The following is an 18,979-nucleotide window of genomic DNA, read 5'->3' as shown; positions in this document are numbered from 1 at the left end:
TCTCCTCAGCTGTCCAGTTCGACGGGTTCGGTGACCGCCGTGGGGTCGTAGTCGATGATCCCGAGCATCGTGGCGATGGGGAACGAGACGTTGCCGGCCACGACGATCGCCGCCACGCCGATCGCGAGGTTGCGACGCCAGGCGTTGAACCGCGGGTTGTTCCAGCCCATCGACTGGAACAGCGACCAGACGCCGTGGAACAGGTGGATCCCCAGCGCCAGGTTGGCGACGATGTAGAGCAGGGCGACCGGGACCCGTGACAGCGACTGGTCGATGTTGCGGTAGACGGACCCCTGCTGGAAGTCGGGGTTGACGAAGCCCCAGGTGAGATCGGCCAGGTGCCACACGATGAACAGGGCGACGATCGTCCCGGTCCAGCGCATCGTGCGGCTGGCGAAGTTGGCGACCCGGTAGTCGCGGTCGGACTGGTACTTCACCGCCCGGGCCTCGTGGTTCATCTTGGTGAGCCCGGCCGCCGCGTGGATGTGCAGGGCGACCGCCGCGATCAGCACGAAGCGCAGGAGCCAAAGGGTGTAGCCGAACGGGAGGATCGGCACCAGCAGCTCGCGCAGGAACTCGCCGTACACGTCGATGTCGTAGATCCGCTCGTCGCCCTCGGTCACGACGCCGAGGTACATCTTGAGGTTGCCGATCATGTGCGTCACGACGAAGCCGATGCCGATGATCCCCGTGATCGCCATCACGTACTTCTTGCCGACGGCGGTGCCGTAGAGGTCGAGGACGAACGGCTTCCTCTTCGCCGCCGTCTTGACGGCGGTCCCCGTGACGGGCCCTCGACTGAACGTCTGTGCCATGGTCCCGACGCTACTCGCCCACGCCTCGACACCGCCCAATCCTCCCGACCCGCCGAGGGTGACCGGCGACGCACCGCGGCGCCACGGACGGCGGTCCGCCCCGACGCACCGTGGGGCCCGCGGTCCCGCGGACCCGGGCCGGCCGGCGCGACCCACCGACGTCCGCGCCGAGCTCGCGAGGGGGACATCGGGGAGTCGAGCGGTCCGGAACCGGAGATTTCTCCGTAGCCTGCCCGACCGGCCAACATGGTCCGGTTCGACGGGAGGAACCCCGTCGGACACGTCACAACGGCGCGAACCACGCTCCGTCCGATACGCCCAGGAGGCACCACCCCGTGGACGTCGTTCCCTACCTCGCTCTCGTGTCCGCGCTCGCGGCGCTCGGCCTCGCCGTCTACTTCTACACCGACGTGAAGAAGTCGTCGCCCGGGAACGAGCGCATGGTCTTCCTGATGACCGAGATCCAGAAGGGTGCCAAGGCGTTCCTCTCGCAGGAGTACAAGTGGGTGGGCGCCTTCGCGATCGTGCTCGCGATCGTCCTGGCCATCGTGATCGCGCCGCTCGCCGCGGTCACCTACCTGCTCGGCGCCGTCCTCTCCGCCGGCGCCGGCTACGCCGGCATGACGGTGGCCACCATGGCCAACGCACGCACCACCGAGGCCGCCCGCTCGGGCCCGGGCGCCGCGCTCCCGGTCGCCTTCCGCGGCGGGGCGGTGATGGGGTTCTCGGTCGCCGGGCTGGCGCTCGCCGGGCTGATGATCACCTACATCGTGTTCGTGTCGATCCTCGAGGTCGACGAGGCGTTCGAGATCCTCACCGCGTACGGCCTCGGCGCGTCGACGATCGCGCTCTTCTCGCGCGTCGGCGGCGGCATCTACACCAAGGCGGCCGACGTCGGCGCCGACCTGGTCGGCAAGGTCGAGGCGGGGATCCCCGAGGACGACCCGCGCAACCCCGCGACGATCGCCGACAACGTGGGCGACAACGTCGGCGACGTGGCCGGGATGGGTGCGGACCTGTTCGAGTCCTACGCGGGCTCGATCATCGCCCCGGTCGCGCTCACCGCGTTCGTCCCCGGCGCGCTGCTCGGCAGCGCGACCCTGGTCGGGGTGGCCGACAAGGAGATCCTGACCCTGTCGCTGCTGTTCTTCCCGATGGCGATCGCCTTCGTCGGCATGGTCGCGTCGATCATCGGCTCCTTCTTCGTCAAGGGCGGCGACTCGACCGACAGCCACGCGCTGGCGCGCGCGCTCCACATGGGCACGAACGTCGCGATGGGCATCACGGTCGTCGGCACCGTCGGCGCCGCCTACTGGCTCTTCGACGACAGCGCCATCTTCGCCAACCCGATCGGGCTCGCGCTGTCGGTCATCGGCGGCCTGCTCGTCGGCTGGGCGCTCGGCAAGACGGCCGAGTACTACACCTCGGACCAGTACGGACCGGTGAAGAAGATCGCCGAGCAGTCCGAGACCGGGCCCGCCACCACCGTGCTGTCGGGCATCAGCAGCGGGATGGTGTCGGTGGCCGGATCCGTCGTGTTGATCCTCGTCGGCGTCGGGGTCGCCTACTTCGGAGGCCAGCTCGCCTTCGTCGACTCCCTCGACGGGTTCGGCGGCATCTACGGCATCGCCGTCGCCGCCATCGGCATGCTCGCCACCACCGGGGTGGTCGTGTCGGTCGACGCGTACGGGCCGATCGCCGACAACGCGGGCGGCATCGCCGAGATGGCCGAGCTCGACCCGTCGGTGCGCGAGGTGACCGACGCGCTCGACTCGCTCGGGAACACCACCGCGGCGGTCGCCAAGGGCTTCGCCGTGGGCTCGGCGGCGCTGACCGCGCTCGCGCTGTTCAAGAGCTTCGAGTACGCCATCACCGACGCCCTCGTCGCCGACGGGGTGGCGGGTGACGCCCTCCTCGACCGGCAGCTCGACCTCGACATCGGCGACGTCGAGGTGTTCATCGGGTTGTTCATCGGGGCCGGCCTCCCGTTCCTGTTCGCGGCGCTCACGATCGACGCCGTCGGTCGCGCCGCCTACAAGATGATCGAGGAAGTCCGCCGTCAGTTCCGCGAGATCCCCGGCCTGCGCGAGGGGGAGCCGGGCGTCGTGCCCGACTCGGCGCGCTGCGTGGCGATCTCGACCGACGCGTCGCTGAAGGAGATGGTGGTCCCCGGCCTGCTCGCGGTCGTCGTCCCGTTGGTCGTCGGCTTCATCAGCGTCGATGCCCTCGGCGGACTCCTCGCCGGAGCCCTCGTGACCGGGTTCGCGCTCGCCATCTTCATGGCGAACGCCGGCGGCGCCTGGGACAACGCGAAGAAGTTCATCGAGGCCGGCCACCACGGCGGCAAGGGCTCGGATCCGCACAAGGCGGCCGTGGTCGGCGACACCGTCGGCGACCCGTTCAAGGACACCTCCGGTCCGGCGATGAACATCCTGCTCAAGGTGATGACCATCGTGAGCCTCGTGTTCGCGACCGCGTTCGTCTGATCGCCCGACGTGCGTCGGAGCGCGGCGCTCGCCGTCCGCCCCTCCCGCGCGCAGCTCCCGACACACGTCACATGGCCGCCGGTCGCCACCCGGTGCATGATCGCAGCGACGATCTTCTCCACGTCGCGTCGGCGTGCGATGAACCTCGCCTGACATGCGGTGTCCGCGTGGGGCCGACGAGCCCGATGCGGCGCCGTGCCGCTCGATGAGGAGGTACGCAGATGCTCGGAAGCTCTGAGATGGTGATCGTGGTCGTGTTGGTCCTGGTGCTGTTCGGTGGATCGCAGATCCCCAAGCTCGCCAAGAACCTCGGCCTCGCCCAGAAGGAACTGAAGGACGCGATGAAGGACGACGACGACCCGGCCCCGCCGACCGTCGACGGGTCGTCGACGCCGAGACCGACATCGACCACGACGCCGTCACCGGCATCGGCCGCCGTGGACGGTCCCACGACGGCCGCTCCCACGACGGACGCCACGGCATCCGGGGCGCACCCGGCGGACGATCCCGCCGCACCTGCCCGCGACGACTGACGACGACCGTCGTCAGTCGTCGGTGGGCGGATCGGAGACGAAGTCGATCAGAGATTCGACCGCCCCGACGAGCTCGGGTCGCAGGTCGGCGAACGTCGACACGCGATTGCGCAACGTCGGCCAGAACCCCTCGAAGGGGACCCCGAGCGCCGCGCACAGGCCCTCCTTCCACGGGATCTCCGAGCGCGGCACCTCGGGCCACTCGTCCAGTCCGATCACGGACGGGCGGATCCCGGCCCACACGTCGACGAAGGGGTGCCCGGTCACGAGCACCTCGGCCTCGGTCACCGTCGCCGCGATCCGCGACTCCTTGGATCCCGCGACGAGGTGGTCGAGCAGGACCCCGAGCCGTCGCTGCGGGCCGGGCCGGAACTCGGCGACCATCGCGGCGAGGTCGTCGGCGCCGTGCAACGGCTCGACCACGATCCCGAGCTCACGCAGGTCGTCGCCCCAGACGTGCTCCAGCAACTCGGCGTCGTGGCGGCCCTCGACCCAGATCCGGCTCGCCCGCGCGACCCGGGCGCGCCCGTCGCCCGCGATCGATCCCGACGCCGTGATCCGCTTCCGCGCCGCCGGAGCCGTCGTCGGCCGCACGAGGGTCACGGGTCGGCCCTCGAGGAGGAACCCGCCGGGCTTCCAGGTGAAGTGGCGGACGTACTGGTGGCGGCCGCGCAGCGTCACCGCCTCGGCGTTCCACTTCACGACCTCCCCGGTGAAGTGGCTGGAGCGGTCCTCGACGAGCATCCCCATCTCCACGTGCACGTCGGGGTAGGGCGGTCGCCGCCGACGGCGGTCGAAGTCGTCGAGGATGTCGATCGGAGGGGGCATCGTCTTCGGCGGTTCGTCGTCGCGGCGCAGGGCCCCGAGCGGCGTGGGCGACCGGGGGCCCTCCGAGTGTGGCACGGGAACCGACCGGGGTCGCGGCACGTCCAACCCGCATGGGGAGACACACCACCACCGGCACGGCCGGCACGCCCACCCGCCCACCCGCGACCGACGCGGCGGCGTCGCCCGGCCGCCTCGGCACCCGGACCGGCCCGAGCCGTCGCCGCCGGAGCCTGGGCGCCGCCGCGCTCGGGGTGGCGCTCGTCGCCGGCGCGTGCGCGAACGACGACGACGCGACGACGGAATCGGACGCCGTCGACGTCGCCGCGTCGCGCGAGGACACCGTCGAGGCGGGCCGAGCGGTGCCGGCGGCGACGGAGGCCGTGAACGAGGCCGGGGACGCGAGCACGGCCGAGGTGGCCGACGTGGCCGACGACGGCGACGTCTCGGAGGACGCCTCCGAGGAGTCGGCGGCGGCAGGCGGCGCCGCCGCGGGACCCGGCGCGGACGGCGGCGCCGCGTTCCCGCTGCCCGACTTCGGGCGTGACGTCATCCGCGAGGTCGGGTTGACCATCGCGACCTCCGACGTCGCCGACGCGAGCTCGCAGGTGCGCAGGATCGTCGCCCGCGACGGCGGGGCGGTGTTCGCCTCCGACGTGGAGATCGGATCGCCCGCCGAGGACGGCTCCGTCCCCGGCGGCGGCCGGATCGTGGTGCGCATCCCGCCCGCCGACCTGGAGCGGCTGGTCGACGACCTCCACGGCGCCGGGACCGTCACCCGGCTGACCCAGGACTCCGAGGACGTCACCGATCAGCTGGTCGACCTCGACATCCGGATCCGCCAGGCCGAGATCGGCATCGAGCGCATCGAGGACCTGCTCACCCGGGCGGTCGAGCTCGACGTCGTGTTCGCCCTCGAGACCGAGCTGACGAACCGCCAGGTGGAGCTCGAGCGCCTGCGGGCCGCACGTCGCACCACCGACGACCGGGTCGCGCTCGCCACCCTGACCGTCGAGATCCGGTACCTCGCGCCCGAGCTCGCGGCGCCGGCACCGATCGACGCGAGGTCCGACGACGGCCTCGCCGACGCGTTCGCCGACGGGTGGGGCGCGTTCGTCGGCGTCGCGTTCTCGATCGGGCTCGTGCTCGCCGTCACCGCGCCGTTCCTCGCCGTCCTGCTCTGCGTCGGGGCGCTGGCGTGGCTGATCGGTCGTGCCCTCTCCCGTCGGCGGCACGCCGAGGCCGAGCGCGCTCGGCTGGCGGCCGATCGGGCCGGGGCCGAGGTGACGACCGCGCCGGCGGCCGAGTCGGTCGGCGACGTCGAGCAGCGCGAGCACGCCTGACGTGTCGGGCCCGCCGTCACCCCCGGCGGCGGGCCCAGCCGGAGTCGGCGAGCACGGCGTCGAGGACCGACCCGTCGGGGAACGCGAACGGGGCGCGCACCCCGGTGTGGGCGGTGACCTCGGCGAGGGCGATCGGCGCCAGACCGTCGCGGCGCGTCCAGCGATGCCACCGCCGCGCCGGCACCTCGACCAGCTCGACGCCCGGTTCGCCGAGGAGCTCGATCGCGCCGTGGACGACCCCGACCTGCTCGTAGCCCGTCTCGGGACCCGGCGTCGACGTCGGCGGGGCGGTGGCGTACCACTCGAGGTCGAACGCGACGGGGGTGGGGACGCCGTAGACCTGGCCGAGCGCGTCGTCGGGATCGTCGAGAGCCGAGGCGTAGGTCTCGTTGCCCACCGTCCACTGCTCCATCGCGGCGTCGCAGGTGTGCTCGGCCCACATCTGCTCGCCCTTGACGACGAAGGGGTCCGCCCGCACGGGGACCGAGAAGTCGACGACGTGGAGCAGCGGCCGACCGACCCGGGCGAGGGCCGCCCAGTACCACGCGGTCGCACCGACGATGCGGTGACCGGAGATCACGCCGAGCGCGCCGTCGGAGGTCCACGCCGCGAACACCCACTCCTCGAGCGTGCCGCGGTGGCGGCGCTCGTCGGCGGCACCGAACCCGTCCGCCGCCCCTGCGTCGGTGCCGTCGTCCGTCACGATCGGGCAGACTACGGGACGTGTCGAACCCCCACGACGAGCAGCCGACGGACCGCGGCGACGCGATCCGCTACCTGAGCCTGGACTGGATCACCGCCCTGTCGGCCGAGGTCGACGAGAGCGCCCACATGCGCGAGGTCGCCGAGCACCACACGGTCGGCGTGACCCAGGTCGTCAGCGACGGACCCGAGGGCGACGTCACCTACCACCTGCAGGTCGCCGACGGCGCCGCGTCGTTCGGGGCCGGTCCGGCCGACCCCGAGCACGTGCGGATGGAGCAGGGGTGGGCGACGGCGGTGGAGGTGGCGACCGGCGAGCTCAACGCCCAGGAGGCGTTCATCAACGGCCACATCCGGCTGTTCGGCGACCAGCGGAAGCTGCTCGAGTCGCAACCGGTGTTCGGCGCCCTCGACGCGGTGTTCGCGTCGGTGCGCGACCGCACCCGCTACGAGTGAGTCGGGTCCGACCCGCGCCCGGGCGACCCGTCGAGGAGGCCCGGCGCGCCGGGTACCGTTGCGGCGATGCCGGAGATGCCCGAGCTCCACGCCCACGCCGAGCGGCTCGAGGACGGCTTCGTCGGTCGGGTGCTCACCCGCTTCCACCCGTTCAACTTCACCGCGCTGAAGACCGCCGTGCCGTCGCCCGACGACGCGTACGGCCACCCGCTGCGCTCGGTGGGCCGTCGCGGCAAGTACCTCCTGCTGCGCTTCGAGCCGGTCACGTTCGTCGTCCACCTGATGCAGGGCGGTCGACTGCTCGCCGACGCCCGGCTCGCGAAGAAGCCGCGTGGCGCCCAGGCCCGCTTCCTGTTCGAGCCGGTCAAGGCCTCCGACGGCGGCGTCGACGGATCCGCTCTCCTGCTCACCGAGCACGGGACCGAGCGCCGGGCGGGCGTGTGGTGCGTCTCCGCCGGTGACGAGGAGAGCTCGACCCCGCTCGAGGGGCTCGGCCCCGAGGCCGCCGGGATCTCCGCCGAGGCGCTCGCGCAGCGCTTCGCCGACGAGCGGTCCCAGCGGGTGCACGGCTTCCTGCGCGACCAGCGGATGGTGGCCGGGATCGGTCGTCGGCTCGCGAACGAGGTCTGCTGGGAGGCGCGCACCTCGCCCTTCGCGACGACGCGCGCGCTCGGAGCCGAGGGCGCCCGGGCGATCGCCGCGGCCATCGAGGTGCGCGTCGAGTCGAGCCTGGCCGAGGAGCGCGCCCGTGGCGAGATGAGCTCGTCGAAGGACCGCACGAGCGCGGTGCACGGTCGCGCCGGCGAGCCGTGCCCGCGAGCCGAGGGCGACGACGACCACGACGTCGTGCGCGCCGTGGAGTACTCGGGCTACACCGTCTCCTACTGCCCGACGTGCCAGACCGGCGGCAAGGTGCTCGCCGACAACACGACCAGCCGGTTCCTCAAGTAGCGGCGCGGCGCGCGGGCGAACGGGGCGCGGTCCGCTCCCCGTCGCGATCCAGCGCCGCCAGCCACCGGAACAGGAGCGCGAGCGTGATCCCGGTGTGCACGAACCCGGTCGGCACCCACATGATCACCCCCGCGAGCTGCTGATCGGTGAGCGGGTCGAGCCCCCACCCCGACGCCTCCACGCGGTACGGCTCGTACCACACCAGGCGCGAGAACGTCATCAGCATCGACAGCACGATCCCCTGCAGGGTGAGGGTGAACACGGCGAGGATCGCGAAGCCCGGTTCGAGCCGCATCCGGGACGGGCCGATGATCACCGTCCAGAACAGGAACGCCGCCCCGAGGAAGGAGGCGTGCTCGAGGGCGTGGGCGCGCCCGTCGCGGATCGCCAGCGAGTACAGCGAGGAGGCGTGCCACACCCACAGCACGACCACGAGCGCGAGCCACCGCAGCGCCGGGTGGCGGAGCCGGACCAGCCGGCGGTGGTGCAGCCCGCTCGACCGCCTCGTGCGGACCAACCGTCGGCGGATCGCGACCGGCGTCCCACGCAGCAGCGCGGCTCCCGGCGCCGCCCAGGCGAGCAGCGGCGCCGCCACCGTCACCAGCAGGACGTGCTGCACCATGTGGGCCGACAGCAGGACCCCGGCGACGGCGTCGATCGGCGACAGCAGGGCGATCGCGACGATCACCAGCGCCGCGACCAGCGCGACGTCGCGGCCGGCTCCGTCGCGCCCGGGGCGGCGCCCGCGGTGGTGCAGCCACGCGACGACGGCGAGCGGCGCGACGACGCTCGGATCGAGGTCCCAGGCGCGCAGCGCGTCGTGGGGCCGCACGGGCGCCCCGTCGTGCGCGAGCAGCGCGCTCGCCGGCCGGACCGCCGCCGACAGCGCCGAGGTGGCGACGTCGAGCCCCACCGCGGCGATCACGGCCCGCACACCGCCAGCACGAGCACCGGGAGCCCGACGACGACGATCGCGAGCCCCGACAGCCACGCGAGCAGCGAACCGACCCGCAACAGCCCCGGCGAGCCCGTGCGCGCCGACCACCGCCGCATGACGAGGAGGTCGACCCCGACGACGACGACCCCGACGATCGTCGCGACCACGATCACGGCGGAGGTCGCGCCCTGGCCGAGGAACGTCATCTCCTCGGCCGCGTCCGCCGCGCACGCCGCCTCGGCGACGAGGTACACCACGAAGAAGTGGACCATGAACGCGACAGGACCGGCGAGGACCGCCGCCCACAACCCGACGGTGGTCTCCACCTCGACCGTGGGCTCGAACGGCGGGCCGGCGTTCTCGACCGGGCGGCGGCGTCCGTGGCCACGGGTGTCCCCGGTGACCGCCGCGCCGCCGGCCGAACCCCCCTGCCCGTCGCGATCGCCCTCACCGCTCATGTCGTGAGGTACGGGGAGGCGTAGAGGACGGCGACGGTGCCGGCGGTCATCAGCGTGGCGCCGAGCCACGTCCGCACCGCGTTGTCGACCGGGGAGAAGCGGCGCTGGGTGAAGCGCCCCCGAGCGGCGTCGTAGAGGGTCATCGTCGAGAGCACCACGGCGACGAACACCATCAGCAGCGCGAACCCGGCGAACGTGTGGAAGATCGATCCGTAGGAGTGGTCGGTCGAGCCGAAGCCGAGCCCGAGCAGATCGAGCACGAGCACGGCGCCCGCCGCGATCCCCGCGACCGTCGCGACGGCGAGACCGGTGACGAGCCCGCCGCCGCGCTCGTCGAGCAGGGCGCGCCTCCCGGCGAGCGCGGCACCCGACGCCGCGACCATCAGCGCGACCACCGACAGCGCCACCAGCACCGACGGGCGCTCGACCCCGGCCGGCGGCCACACCGGGTTCTCGATGCGCAGGTAGAAGTAGCTCAGCACGAAGCTGCCGAACGCGATCGACGCGAACAGCAGCGCGATCCCGAACCCCCAGCGGGCCATCACGATGCTCCCCGACGCGCGCACGGGCACCCCCGTCTCGGACTCGAAGTCGATCTCCTCCTGCTCGGTCATCGGGGGAGGCTCGGGGCGGTTCCACATGATCACCGACACCACGATGGTGATCGCCCCGGCGAGCGCTCCGAGCCGGAGCTTGAGCAGCTCGCTGGCGAAGATGATCACCGTCCCGAACGCGGTGATCAGCGGCCAGAACGAGGTGTTCGACACGCGGAACACCTCCTCGGGCTCCCCCGAGCCGGTCCCCACCACGAGCACGGCGCGCCACCTCAACGGCCACTCCCCCATCGCCCGGGCGAAGCGCTCCTGCTCGGGGGTGCCGGTGTGCAGGTCGTCCTGGTCCCACAGTGGCGACTCGCTGCGCACGATCGGCGGCAGCGTCCACGAGTGCTCCTTGGGCGGCGACGGAAGCGCCCACTCGAGCGACCCGGCACCCCACGGGTTCGGCCCCGCCCGCCGACCACCACGGTACGACCGCACCACGTTGACGATGAAGCACCCGAGCCCGGGGAGGATGAGCAGCACCCCCAGCGACGAGACGAGGTTGTAGATCCCCCACCCGGACTCCTCGGGGTAGGTGTAGATCCGGCGCGGCATGCCGAGCAGGCCGACCACGTGCATCGGGAAGAAGGTGACGTGGATCCCGGCGTACATCAGCCAGAAGTTCCACTTCCCGAGGGTCTCGCCCATCATCCGGCCGGTGAACTTCGGGAACCAGTAGTAGATGCCGGCGAACATCGGCAGCGCGACGCCCCCGATCAGCACGTAGTGCAGGTGCCCGACGACGAAGTACGAGTCGTGGGCCTGCTCGTCGAACGGGACGGCCGCGACCATCACCCCGGTGATCCCGCCGATCACGAACGTCGTGAGGAACCCGAACACGAACAGGAACGGGGTGTTCCACCGGACCCGGCCGTCCCAGATCGTGGCCACCCACGAGAAGATCTGCACCCCGGCCGGGATCGCGATGACCATGCTCGCCGAGGCGAAGAACGCGAGCACGATCGTCGGCAGACCGGTGGTGAACATGTGGTGCGCCCACAGGCCGAACGACAGCACCCCGATCCCGATCATCGCCGCGACCATCCAGTGGTAGCCGGCGATGCGCCGCCGGACCATCGCCGGCAGCACCATCGACACGATGCCGGTGGCGGGGAGGAACTGGATGTACACCTCCGGGTGCCCGAAGATCCAGAACAGGTGCTGCCACAGCAGCGAGCTGCCCCCCTCGCCCGGGGAGAAGAAGTGCATCCCGAACCCCCGCTCGAGCTCGAGCAGGAGGCTGCCGACGATGAGCGGGGTGAACGCGAACAGCACCATGAAGCCGAACACGAGCATCGACCAGGCGTAGAGCGGGATGCGGGTGAGGCTCATCCCCGGCGAGCGGAGCTTGAGCACCGCGATGATGATCTCCACCGCGCCGGCGATCGCGCCGACCTCGGCCGTGCCCAACCCGAGCACCCAGAAGTCGAGGTTGAGGTCGGGCGAGTAGATCGGCCCGCTCAGCGGGGTGTACGCGAACCACCCGGCGTTCGGGACCGCCTGGAACAGCGCCGAGCTGTAGTACAGCAGACCACCCATCAGGAAGGTCCAGTACGCGAACGCGCCGAGGCGGGGGAACGGCATCTCGCGCGACCCCAGCAGCGAGGGCAGCACCATGATCGCGAAGCCCTCGAAGATCGGGAGGATCACGAGGAACATCGTCACCGACCCGTGGTTGGTGAACATCTCGTTGTACAGCTCGGCGCCGACGATGTCGTTCTCGGGGGTCGCGAGCTGCAGGCGCATGACGAAGGAGTCGACGCTGCCGCCGAGCAGCAGGAAGAAGAAGCCCGTGAGCATCATCCGCACGCCGATCGCGTCGTTCTGCACCGCGGTGATCTGACCCCGCAGGCCGGGTTCGTCGTCCCACAGCGCGTTCAGCTCGTCGTCGCTGTCGAGCTGCATCGCGACCGGCGTCGACGCGTCGTGGAGCGGTTCGGCACCCGGCTCGGGATCGTCGTGGGCTCCTGCGCCGTCGGCGGTCTCGGGGCCGGTGTCGTGCTGGGTCACGTCAGCGTCTCGATCCAGGCGGCGACGGCGGCGATCTCGTCGTCGTCGAGCTCGGCGGGCGGCATCAGCGCCCCGGGCTTGACCGAGTGCGGCTCGGCGATCCACGTCCGCAGGTCGGGGACCGACGGCTCGAGCATCCCGCCGAGGATCGACCAGCGGCTCGCCACGTCGGTCAGGTCCGGCGCCGGCTCCGCGCCCCCCGCGGCGATCCCGGCGACGCGGTGGCAGCTCCCGCACCCCGCGGACGCGAACAGCTCCGCCCCGCGCCGGGCCTCGGCGGAGGTCGGGGCGGCGGCGACGCCGCCGCGCTCGGCGAGCCACCGCTCGAACTCGGCGGGCTCGTGGGCGATGAGCACGAAGTCCTGGTTGGTGTGCTGGATGCCGCAGAACTCCGCGCAGCGACCGGCGTAGCGACCGGGCTCGTCGGCGACGAGCGCGAGCACGTTGGTGCGCTCGGGCAGCGCGTCGAGCTTGCCGGCCAGCGCCGGCACCCAGAAGCTGTGGATCACGTCCGCGGACCGCAGCTCGATCTCGACGCGGACCCCGGCCGGGACGTGCACCTCGTTCGCCGACACCACCCCGGCGGCGGGGTAGCTCACCTCCCACCACCACTGGTGACCGGTCACCTCGATGACCAGAGCGTCGTCGGGGGCCGCCTGCGACGAGGCGCGCATCGACCACACCGTGGCGACGAAGACGATCGCGATGATGATCGACGGGGCGATCACCCCCGCACCGAGGATCCAACGCCGCGAGCTGCCCTCGTGGTCGTCACGACGCTCGATCGGCGACCCGGCACCTGCGTCGCGGCGCACGCCGACGAGGAACGACACGACGAAGAACGCGAACACGAGCACTCCGAGAGCGAACATGATCCACCACAGGACCTCGATGCGCGCCGCGGCCTCGCCCCTCGGATCGAGGACCGATCCCACCGTCTCGTCGTCCACGGGAGGCACGCCGGATCACGGTAGGCGCGCCCGCTCGGGCCCGCCAGGACAGCGTTCGTTCCGTCCGCGACGCCGCTCGACCGGCACCGGAGGAGGACGGGCCGGGCGGCGGCCGAGGGGGCGGCGAGCGCCGCGTCGAGCCGACTCGGCACGCCTATCCTGCGATCATGCCGATCCACCTGAGCGCCGAGCCCGGCGACTACGCCCCGAACGTCCTGTGCCCCGGGGACCCGGTCCGGGCTCGCTACATCGCCGAGACCTTCTTCGACCCCGGCTTCCGCCAGGTCAACGGGGTGCGCGGGATGCTCGGCTTCACCGGCACCTTCCGCGGGGAGCCGATCAGCGTCCAGACGACCGGGATGGGAGCGCCGTCGGCCGGGATCGTGTTCGACGAGCTCGCCCAGCTCGGGGCGGAGCGCCTCGTGCGGGTCGGCACCTGCGGAGGGCTCGCCGCGGGGATGGCGATGGCCGACACCGTGGTCGCCGTGGTCGCGGCGGCCGAGGACCACGCACCGCGCCAGCTCTCCCAGCTCGACTGCCACGCGCCGACGGCGACCTTCGCGCTGGTCGAGACCGCCGCCCGACTCAGTCGGGAGGGGACCGATCGGCCCGTCCACGTCGGTCCGATCGTGACCTCGGGGCTGTTCTACGAACCCGACGCCGAGCGCTACCAGCTGTGGCGGTCGCTCGGCTACGTGGCGGTCGAGATGGAGGCGGCGATGATGTACACGGTCGCCGCGATGAAGGGGATGGAGGCGCTCGCGCTGATGACCGTGAGCGACATCATCGGCGACGACGGTCAGACCGAGCGGATCGGCGACGACGAGATGACGGCCGGCGTCGACGCGATGATGGAGATCGGCTGCCGCGTCGCGATCAGCTGAGACCCCGGTCCGCGGGGTCGCGAGGCCCGTCGCCGACGGGGCTCGACGACCGCGGCCGGACGTGCTGTGACGTCGACCGATCGAGCGGCGTCGTCCGTTCACCCCTCGTTAACCTCGCACGATGACCGAGGTCCGCGACGGCGCCCCCCCGGCCGCCGGTGCCCCGCCGCGACGGATGGGCCAGCGCGAGCTGCTGACCCTGCTGTCGGCGATCATGGCGCTGATGGCGCTGGGCATCGACCTGATGCTCCCCGCCTTCGAGGACATCCGGGCCGCGTTCGACCTCGGGGAGGGATCGCCGCGCACCGGGCAGGTGATCACCGTGTTCTTCATGGGCCTGGCCGTGGCCCAGATCGCCTGGGGTCCCCTCGCCGACCGGTTCGGTCGCAGACCGGTGTTCTGGGCGGGCACCGCGATCTACGTGGTCGGCGCAGCGGGCTCGGCGCTCGCGCCGAGCTTCGAGCTGCTGCTGGCCAGCCGCTTCGTGTGGGGGATCGGCGCGGCCGGGTCGCGGGTCGTGGCGACGGCCATCGTGCGCGACCGCTTCGTCGGCGGTGAGATGGCGCGGGCGATGTCGCAGGTGATGGCGGTGTTCATGCTCGTCCCGGTGCTCGCGCCGACGATCGGGACCGGCATCGTCGCGATCCTGCCGTGGCGCGCGGTGTTCTGGTTCTGCGTGGCGTTCGCCGCCGTGATCGCTCTGTGGAGCCTGCGGATGCGCGAGTCCCTCGACCCCGCGCACCGCCGTCCGCTGCGCGTGCGCTCCACGGCGGCGGGCTACGCCGAGGTCGCGCGCACCCGGGTGACCGCGGGCTACACGGTGTCGACGATCTTCCTCCAGGGGGTGTTCACCTCCTACCTCGCGAGCAGCGAGCTGCTGATCGGCGAGATCCTCGGCCAGCCGACGTTGTTCCCGGTGATCTTCGGGTGCGTGGCGGTGCTGTTCGCGGTCGCCGCCATCGTCAACGGGCGCATCGTCGTGCGCGTCGGCGTGCACCGCGTCGTCAACGGCGTCTACGCTCTGCTGATCCCGACGACGCTCGCGCTGTGCGCGCTGTCGATCTCCGCGAGCGGACGACCGAGCATCTGGACGTACATGCCGCTGCTCGCCGTGACGCTGGCGTCGTTCATGTTCCTGATGCCGAACCTGAACACCGCCGCCCTCGAGCCGGTGGGGCACCTCGCGGGGACGGCGTCCGCGCTGTCGGGGGCCGTGCGCATGGCGGGGGGCGCGGTGCTCGGCACGATCGTCAGCGCCAGGGTGAGCGATTCGACGACACCGTTCTCCATCGGGGTCGCCCTGCTGTGCCTCGGGTCGTGGATCACCGTGCTCGTCGTGCGTCGACGCTCCCCCGACATCGCGACCCGGCACCTGCTGCCCGAGTCCGCGGTCACCGCCGTCTGACGGGCGATCGACGTCGCGGCGCGGCTCCGCCCGCGCCGGTCAGATCAGGCCGAGGTCGGACACCGCGTCGCGCTCCTCGACGAGCTCGTGCGCGGTCGCGTCGATCCTGGTGCGGCTGAACTCGTTGATGTCGAGGCCCTGGACGATCGACCACTCGCCGTCCGAGCAGGTGCAGGGGAACGAGCTGATGATCCCCTCGGGGACGTCGTAGCTGCCATCGGAGGGCACCGACATCGACACCCAGTCGCCCTCGGGGGTCCCGAGCGTCCAGTCGCGGATGTGGTCGACCGCCGCGGACGCCGCCGAGGCCGCCGACGACGACCCGCGGGCGTCGATGATCGCCGCGCCGCGCTTCGCGACCTTCGGGATGTACTCGTCCGCGTACCAGTCGTGGTCGCCGACGGCCTCGTGGGCCGAGCGCCCGTCGACCTCGCAGTGGTACAGGTCGGGGAACTGGGTCGTGGAGTGGTTGCCCCAGATCGTCATCTTGGTGATGTCGTTCACCGAGGCGTCCAGGCGGGTCGCGAGCTGGCTGATCGCCCGGTTGTGGTCGAGGCGGGTCATCGCGGTGAACCGGCCGGGATCGAGGTCCGCCGCGTTGCTCATCGCGATCAGCGCGTTGGTGTTCGCCGGGTTGCCGACGACGAGGACCTTGACGTCCTTCTTCGCCGAGCGGCTCAGCGCCTCCCCCTGGGGCTTGAAGATCCCGCCGTTCGCCTCGAGCAGGTCGGCGCGCTCCATCCCCGCCTTGCGCGGCATCGAGCCGACGAGGATCGCCACGTCGGCGTCGCCGAACGCGGCATCCGCCTCGTCGGTGCAGGTGATCGAGTCGACGAGCGGGAACGCCCCGTCGTCGAGCTCCATCCGCACCCCCTCGAGAGCCCCGAGGGCCGGGGTGATCTCCAGGAGCTGGAGCGCCACCGGGGTGTCGGGGCCGAGCATGCTGCCCGACGCGATGCGGAAGAGGAGGCTGTAGCCGATCTGGCCGGCAGCCCCGGTGACGGCGACGCGAACTGGGGTGGTCATGGCCCGAGGCTAGATCCGCCCAGCGAGCGAGCCCAATCCGGCGGGCCCGATCCGGCGGGCCCGATCCGGCGGGCCCGATCCGGCGGGCCTGATCCGGCGTCACCCGGCGTCGAGACCGAGGAGCCGGGAGATCAGGTCGGCGTAGTACCGCTGACCCGCGTCGTCGAGGTGGATGTCGTCCGCGTGGAAGCAGTCCCCCGGGCACAGCGGCCCGAGCACGGCCCAGTCGAGGACGGTGACGTTGCCGTGGCGCTCGGGCATCGCCCGCAGCAGGTCGTTGTTCGGCCCGATCCAGCTCCGGTCGGCCTTGCCGGTGACGAGCACCACCGCGGGGACGTCGGCGAGGATCGCCATCATCTCCTCGAGCGACCCCTGCGGGAACGACCCGTTGGTCCCGAGGTGGATCACCACCGCCGAACCGAGGAACCCGTTGTCGGCGATCGCGCGGAGCTGGGGGAGCGACGCCGACAGCTGGCGGCTGACGACGGCGTCGACCACGACGCCGCGCTCGGTGAGCCGGGCGGCGGATCCGAGCATCACCGAGTCCCCGAACGCGATCACCCGGAGCGACGGAGGCGGACCGGCGGGCGGGACCGCGAGCACGCCGATCGACGCGGGGTCGTCGACCACCCCGAGCGAGAGCGGTCCGGGCGGGCGGGGCCGCTCGGCGCCGACGGCATCGCCGGCCCCGTCCCGGGCGCCCGGGTCGAGACCGTCGACGGAGCCGACGTCGGGCTCCGGGGACGTCGGGTCGTCCCCGGCGCCGGCGGCCGCGGCGGAGGTCGAGCCCGGCCACGCCCTCGGCGGCGCGTCGGCCAGGTCGACCCGCTCGACCAGGACGACCGGAGCGGGCGTCGGTGGGGCGTCGAACGCGGAGCTCGAGAACAGCGCGTCGCCCGGGCCCGCCTCGGCTCCGGCCGACGCACGGGCGACTCCGAGCGCGCCGGTCCTCGACGCCCGTCCCCAGCCCGGTCCGGGGTCCGTGCCCGCACGCGCGCCCGCGGTCCGGTCCCCGTCGCGGTCCACGACCTCGGTCGGCGCGTCCCCGGCGCCCGGTGCTGCGGTGGAGGGCCCGCCGGTCGCGGGTGCGCCACCGGTCGTGGTCGGCGACTGCGTCGAGCGATCCGGCGAGCCCGACGGGATCGCGACGGCGGGGACGGCGGGAGCGACGTCCGCGGCCGACCCCTCGGCGGCGTCGACACGGGTCGCCAGGTCGATCGTCGAGCCGTCGTTGCGCACCAGCTCCTGGGCGATCTCGCTGCGCTCGACGTCCGCGGTCACCAGTCGCGCAGCCGCCCACGCCGTCACGACCACGAGACCGCTCACGCCGACGGCGAGGAGTCGCCTGCCGCGGGGGCGGGGGGCGTGCAGCGCGCGACGGATCCCCCGCCGGAACGACCCGGTGCGGATCGGCGTCTCGATCCAGCGGAACGAGGCCTCGGTGATCGCGACGGTGACCACCATCGCGATCGCGAACTGGCGCACGGTCAAGGAGTTCCCGGCGAGCTCGCGGATCACCTGGTACACCGGCCAGTGGTACAGGTACAGCCCGTAGGAGCGCACCCCGATCCACACCAGCGCCCGGTTGCCGAGGACGCGGTCGGCGGCGGATGCCGGGTGCGTGATCGCGGCGATCATCAGCACGGTCGAGACCGAGGCCAGGAACAGCCCCCCGTGGAACAGCCGGCGGTCGGGAGCGCCGTCGGCGCCGACCAGGTAGAGCTCCCAGCACATCCACGCGAACCCGACGAACGAGACCAGCGCGACGACGTCGAGGAACCGCCCCCGTCGACGCAACGGGCCACGTGCGACCGCGAACGGCCGCCAGACCATCGCGAACGCGGCTCCGAGGAGGATCCCCGCCGAGCGCGACGGGGTGCCGATGTAGAGCACGTCGAGCTTCGAGATCGCCCTCCCGACGACGAACCAGTACGCCTCCGGGGTGGTCTCGGGGTCCCCGATCACCCCGGGGTGGAACGCGAGCGCGCTGGTCAGCGCGACGGCGACCGCCGCCGCGAACAGCCACCGGCTCACGTTCGCGATCTCGCGCGTCCCCCGGCGGCCGAGCAGCACGACCATCACCACCGGCCACACGACGTAGAACTGCTCCTCCACGGCCAGGCTCCACAGGTGGCGCAGCGGGGCGAGCTCGAAGGCCGCCGTGTACCCCAGACCGACCCAGAGCTGGTACCAGTTGGACGAGTAGACGAGCCCGGCCACGACGTCGCCGCGCAGCTGGCCCAGCGAACCGGGGTGCAGGATCGCGGTCGACACGGTCACCGCCAGCAGCAGGACGACCAGCGCGGGCAGCAGCCGCCTCGCCCGCCGCTTCCAGAACCCGACCAGCGAGACCCGGGAGCTGCGCTCTCGCTCGGCGATGATCAGCAGCGTGATCAGGTAGCCGGAGATCACGAAGAACATCTCGACGCCGAGGAAGCCGCCGGGCAGCCACGCCGGGTTCGCGTGGTAGATCATCACGGCGATCACGGCGAGGGCGCGCATCCCGTCCAGGCCGGGCATGTAGGGGACGCGGCTGATCCGCGCGTCGTGCTCCCCCAGCTCGATCGGGGGAGACGTCGGCGGTGCGTACGTCGTCATC

General features: G+C 72.3%; 16 protein-coding genes. 7 read left to right on the top strand and 9 right to left on the bottom strand.

Annotated features, from left to right (window positions below):
* Window positions 1–5: 5 nt before the first annotated feature.
* Window positions 6–815, bottom strand: coding sequence for a succinate dehydrogenase cytochrome b subunit (locus ACOOHC_RS03715; RefSeq protein WP_420452670.1), 810 nt, complete (start codon window positions 813–815; stop codon window positions 6–8).
* 335 nt (window positions 816–1,150) lie between these two features.
* On the opposite strand from ACOOHC_RS03715, the gene ACOOHC_RS03710 reads away from it, so the two are divergent.
* Together ACOOHC_RS03710 and ACOOHC_RS03705 are read left to right on the top strand one after the other, a co-directional pair.
* Window positions 1,151–3,301, top strand: coding sequence for a sodium-translocating pyrophosphatase (locus ACOOHC_RS03710; RefSeq protein ID WP_420452669.1), 2,151 nt, complete (start codon window positions 1,151–1,153; stop codon window positions 3,299–3,301).
* 221 nt (window positions 3,302–3,522) lie between these two features.
* Window positions 3,523–3,834, top strand: a complete 312-nt coding sequence (locus ACOOHC_RS03705; protein ID WP_420452668.1) for a twin-arginine translocase TatA/TatE family subunit — start codon at window positions 3,523–3,525, stop codon at window positions 3,832–3,834.
* Between the two features lie 12 nt (window positions 3,835–3,846).
* Here ACOOHC_RS03705 and ACOOHC_RS03700 read toward each other — a convergent pair whose 3' ends face one another.
* Complete coding sequence (locus tag ACOOHC_RS03700) at window positions 3,847–4,662, bottom strand: DUF3097 family protein (RefSeq protein ID WP_420452667.1); 816 nt, start codon at window positions 4,660–4,662, stop codon at window positions 3,847–3,849.
* Window positions 4,663–4,772: 110 nt separating this feature from the next.
* Here ACOOHC_RS03700 and ACOOHC_RS03695 point away from each other — a divergent pair, with 110 nt between their 5' ends.
* Window positions 4,773–6,002, top strand: coding sequence for a DUF4349 domain-containing protein (locus ACOOHC_RS03695; protein ID WP_420452666.1), 1,230 nt, complete (start codon window positions 4,773–4,775; stop codon window positions 6,000–6,002).
* 16 nt (window positions 6,003–6,018) lie between these two features.
* Here ACOOHC_RS03695 and ACOOHC_RS03690 read toward each other — a convergent pair whose 3' ends face one another.
* Window positions 6,019–6,705 (bottom strand): hypothetical protein, encoded by a 687-nt coding sequence (locus ACOOHC_RS03690; RefSeq protein ID WP_420452665.1) that lies wholly within the window; start codon window positions 6,703–6,705, stop codon window positions 6,019–6,021.
* 20 nt (window positions 6,706–6,725) lie between these two features.
* On the opposite strand from ACOOHC_RS03690, the gene ACOOHC_RS03685 reads away from it, so the two are divergent.
* On the top strand, window positions 6,726–7,160 hold the full coding sequence (locus ACOOHC_RS03685; RefSeq protein ID WP_420452664.1) for an SCP2 sterol-binding domain-containing protein: 435 nt from the start codon (window positions 6,726–6,728) through the stop codon (window positions 7,158–7,160).
* 66 nt (window positions 7,161–7,226) lie between these two features.
* Window positions 7,227–8,111, top strand: a complete 885-nt coding sequence (locus tag ACOOHC_RS03680) for a DNA-formamidopyrimidine glycosylase family protein (RefSeq protein WP_420452663.1) — start codon at window positions 7,227–7,229, stop codon at window positions 8,109–8,111.
* On the opposite strand, the gene ACOOHC_RS03675 is transcribed toward ACOOHC_RS03680, so the two are convergent.
* Genes ACOOHC_RS03675 through coxB form a run of 4 tightly spaced genes read right to left on the bottom strand, consistent with a single transcriptional unit; the run spans window position 8,104 to window position 13,074 of the window.
* On the bottom strand, window positions 8,104–9,036 hold the full coding sequence (locus ACOOHC_RS03675; RefSeq protein ID WP_420452662.1) for a cytochrome c oxidase assembly protein: 933 nt from the start codon (window positions 9,034–9,036) through the stop codon (window positions 8,104–8,106). The two genes, ACOOHC_RS03680 and ACOOHC_RS03675, sit on opposite strands and share 8 nt — an antisense overlap.
* Complete coding sequence (locus ACOOHC_RS03670; protein WP_420452661.1) at window positions 9,033–9,506, bottom strand: hypothetical protein; 474 nt, start codon at window positions 9,504–9,506, stop codon at window positions 9,033–9,035. Before ACOOHC_RS03670 ends, ACOOHC_RS03675 begins: the two co-directional genes overlap by 4 nt.
* Window positions 9,503–12,115: a cbb3-type cytochrome c oxidase subunit I gene (locus tag ACOOHC_RS03665; protein ID WP_420452660.1), complete on the bottom strand. Its 2,613-nt coding sequence runs from the start codon at window positions 12,113–12,115 to the stop codon at window positions 9,503–9,505. Before ACOOHC_RS03665 ends, ACOOHC_RS03670 begins: the two co-directional genes overlap by 4 nt.
* Window positions 12,112–13,074: a cytochrome c oxidase subunit II gene (gene coxB, locus ACOOHC_RS03660; protein ID WP_420452659.1), complete on the bottom strand. Its 963-nt coding sequence runs from the start codon at window positions 13,072–13,074 to the stop codon at window positions 12,112–12,114. The genes ACOOHC_RS03665 and coxB overlap by 4 nt, the downstream gene beginning before the upstream one ends.
* A gap of 158 nt (window positions 13,075–13,232) precedes the next feature.
* Here coxB and ACOOHC_RS03655 point away from each other — a divergent pair, with 158 nt between their 5' ends.
* Complete coding sequence (locus ACOOHC_RS03655) at window positions 13,233–13,949, top strand: purine-nucleoside phosphorylase (RefSeq protein ID WP_420452658.1); 717 nt, start codon at window positions 13,233–13,235, stop codon at window positions 13,947–13,949.
* Between the two features lie 121 nt (window positions 13,950–14,070).
* Entirely contained in the window at window positions 14,071–15,354 is a 1,284-nt protein-coding gene (locus ACOOHC_RS03650; protein ID WP_420452657.1) for a multidrug effflux MFS transporter, read from the top strand.
* Window positions 15,355–15,393: 39 nt separating this feature from the next.
* On the opposite strand, the gene ACOOHC_RS03645 is transcribed toward ACOOHC_RS03650, so the two are convergent.
* Both ACOOHC_RS03645 and ACOOHC_RS03640 read right to left on the bottom strand, forming a co-directional pair.
* Entirely contained in the window at window positions 15,394–16,380 is a 987-nt protein-coding gene (locus ACOOHC_RS03645) for a malate dehydrogenase (protein ID WP_420452656.1), read from the bottom strand.
* Window positions 16,381–16,479: 99 nt separating this feature from the next.
* A complete protein-coding gene (locus tag ACOOHC_RS03640; protein WP_420452655.1) occupies window positions 16,480–18,978 on the bottom strand; it encodes an acyltransferase family protein in 2,499 nt (832 codons plus the stop codon).
* Window position 18,979 lies beyond the last annotated feature (1 nt).

This window comes from Ilumatobacter sp. (genome assembly GCF_965215205.1).
Classification (GTDB): Bacteria; Actinomycetota; Acidimicrobiia; order Acidimicrobiales; family Ilumatobacteraceae; genus Ilumatobacter_A.
Note: the sequence above shows the minus strand (reverse complement) of the source record. Positions and strands in the feature narration are given on the sequence as shown.

What these genes read in the sequence shown, in the direction of transcription:
- ACOOHC_RS03645 (WP_420452656.1), bottom strand. Translation starts at nt 16,380, where the DNA reads ATGACCACCCCAGTTCGCGTCGCCGTCACCGGGGCTGCCGGCCAGATC.
- ACOOHC_RS03640 (WP_420452655.1), bottom strand. Translation starts at nt 18,978, where the DNA reads ATGACGACGTACGCACCGCCGACGTCTCCCCCGATCGAGCTGGGGGAG.
- ACOOHC_RS03680 (WP_420452663.1), top strand. Translation starts at nt 7,227, where the DNA reads ATGCCGGAGATGCCCGAGCTCCACGCCCACGCCGAGCGGCTCGAGGAC.
- ACOOHC_RS03705 (WP_420452668.1), top strand. Translation starts at nt 3,523, where the DNA reads ATGCTCGGAAGCTCTGAGATGGTGATCGTGGTCGTGTTGGTCCTGGTG.
- ACOOHC_RS03700 (WP_420452667.1), bottom strand. Translation starts at nt 4,662, where the DNA reads ATGCCCCCTCCGATCGACATCCTCGACGACTTCGACCGCCGTCGGCGG.
- ACOOHC_RS03655 (WP_420452658.1), top strand. Translation starts at nt 13,233, where the DNA reads ATGCCGATCCACCTGAGCGCCGAGCCCGGCGACTACGCCCCGAACGTC.
- ACOOHC_RS03670 (WP_420452661.1), bottom strand. Translation starts at nt 9,506, where the DNA reads ATGAGCGGTGAGGGCGATCGCGACGGGCAGGGGGGTTCGGCCGGCGGC.
- ACOOHC_RS03695 (WP_420452666.1), top strand. Translation starts at nt 4,773, where the DNA reads ATGGGGAGACACACCACCACCGGCACGGCCGGCACGCCCACCCGCCCA.
- ACOOHC_RS03650 (WP_420452657.1), top strand. Translation starts at nt 14,071, where the DNA reads ATGACCGAGGTCCGCGACGGCGCCCCCCCGGCCGCCGGTGCCCCGCCG.
- ACOOHC_RS03715 (WP_420452670.1), bottom strand. Translation starts at nt 815, where the DNA reads ATGGCACAGACGTTCAGTCGAGGGCCCGTCACGGGGACCGCCGTCAAG.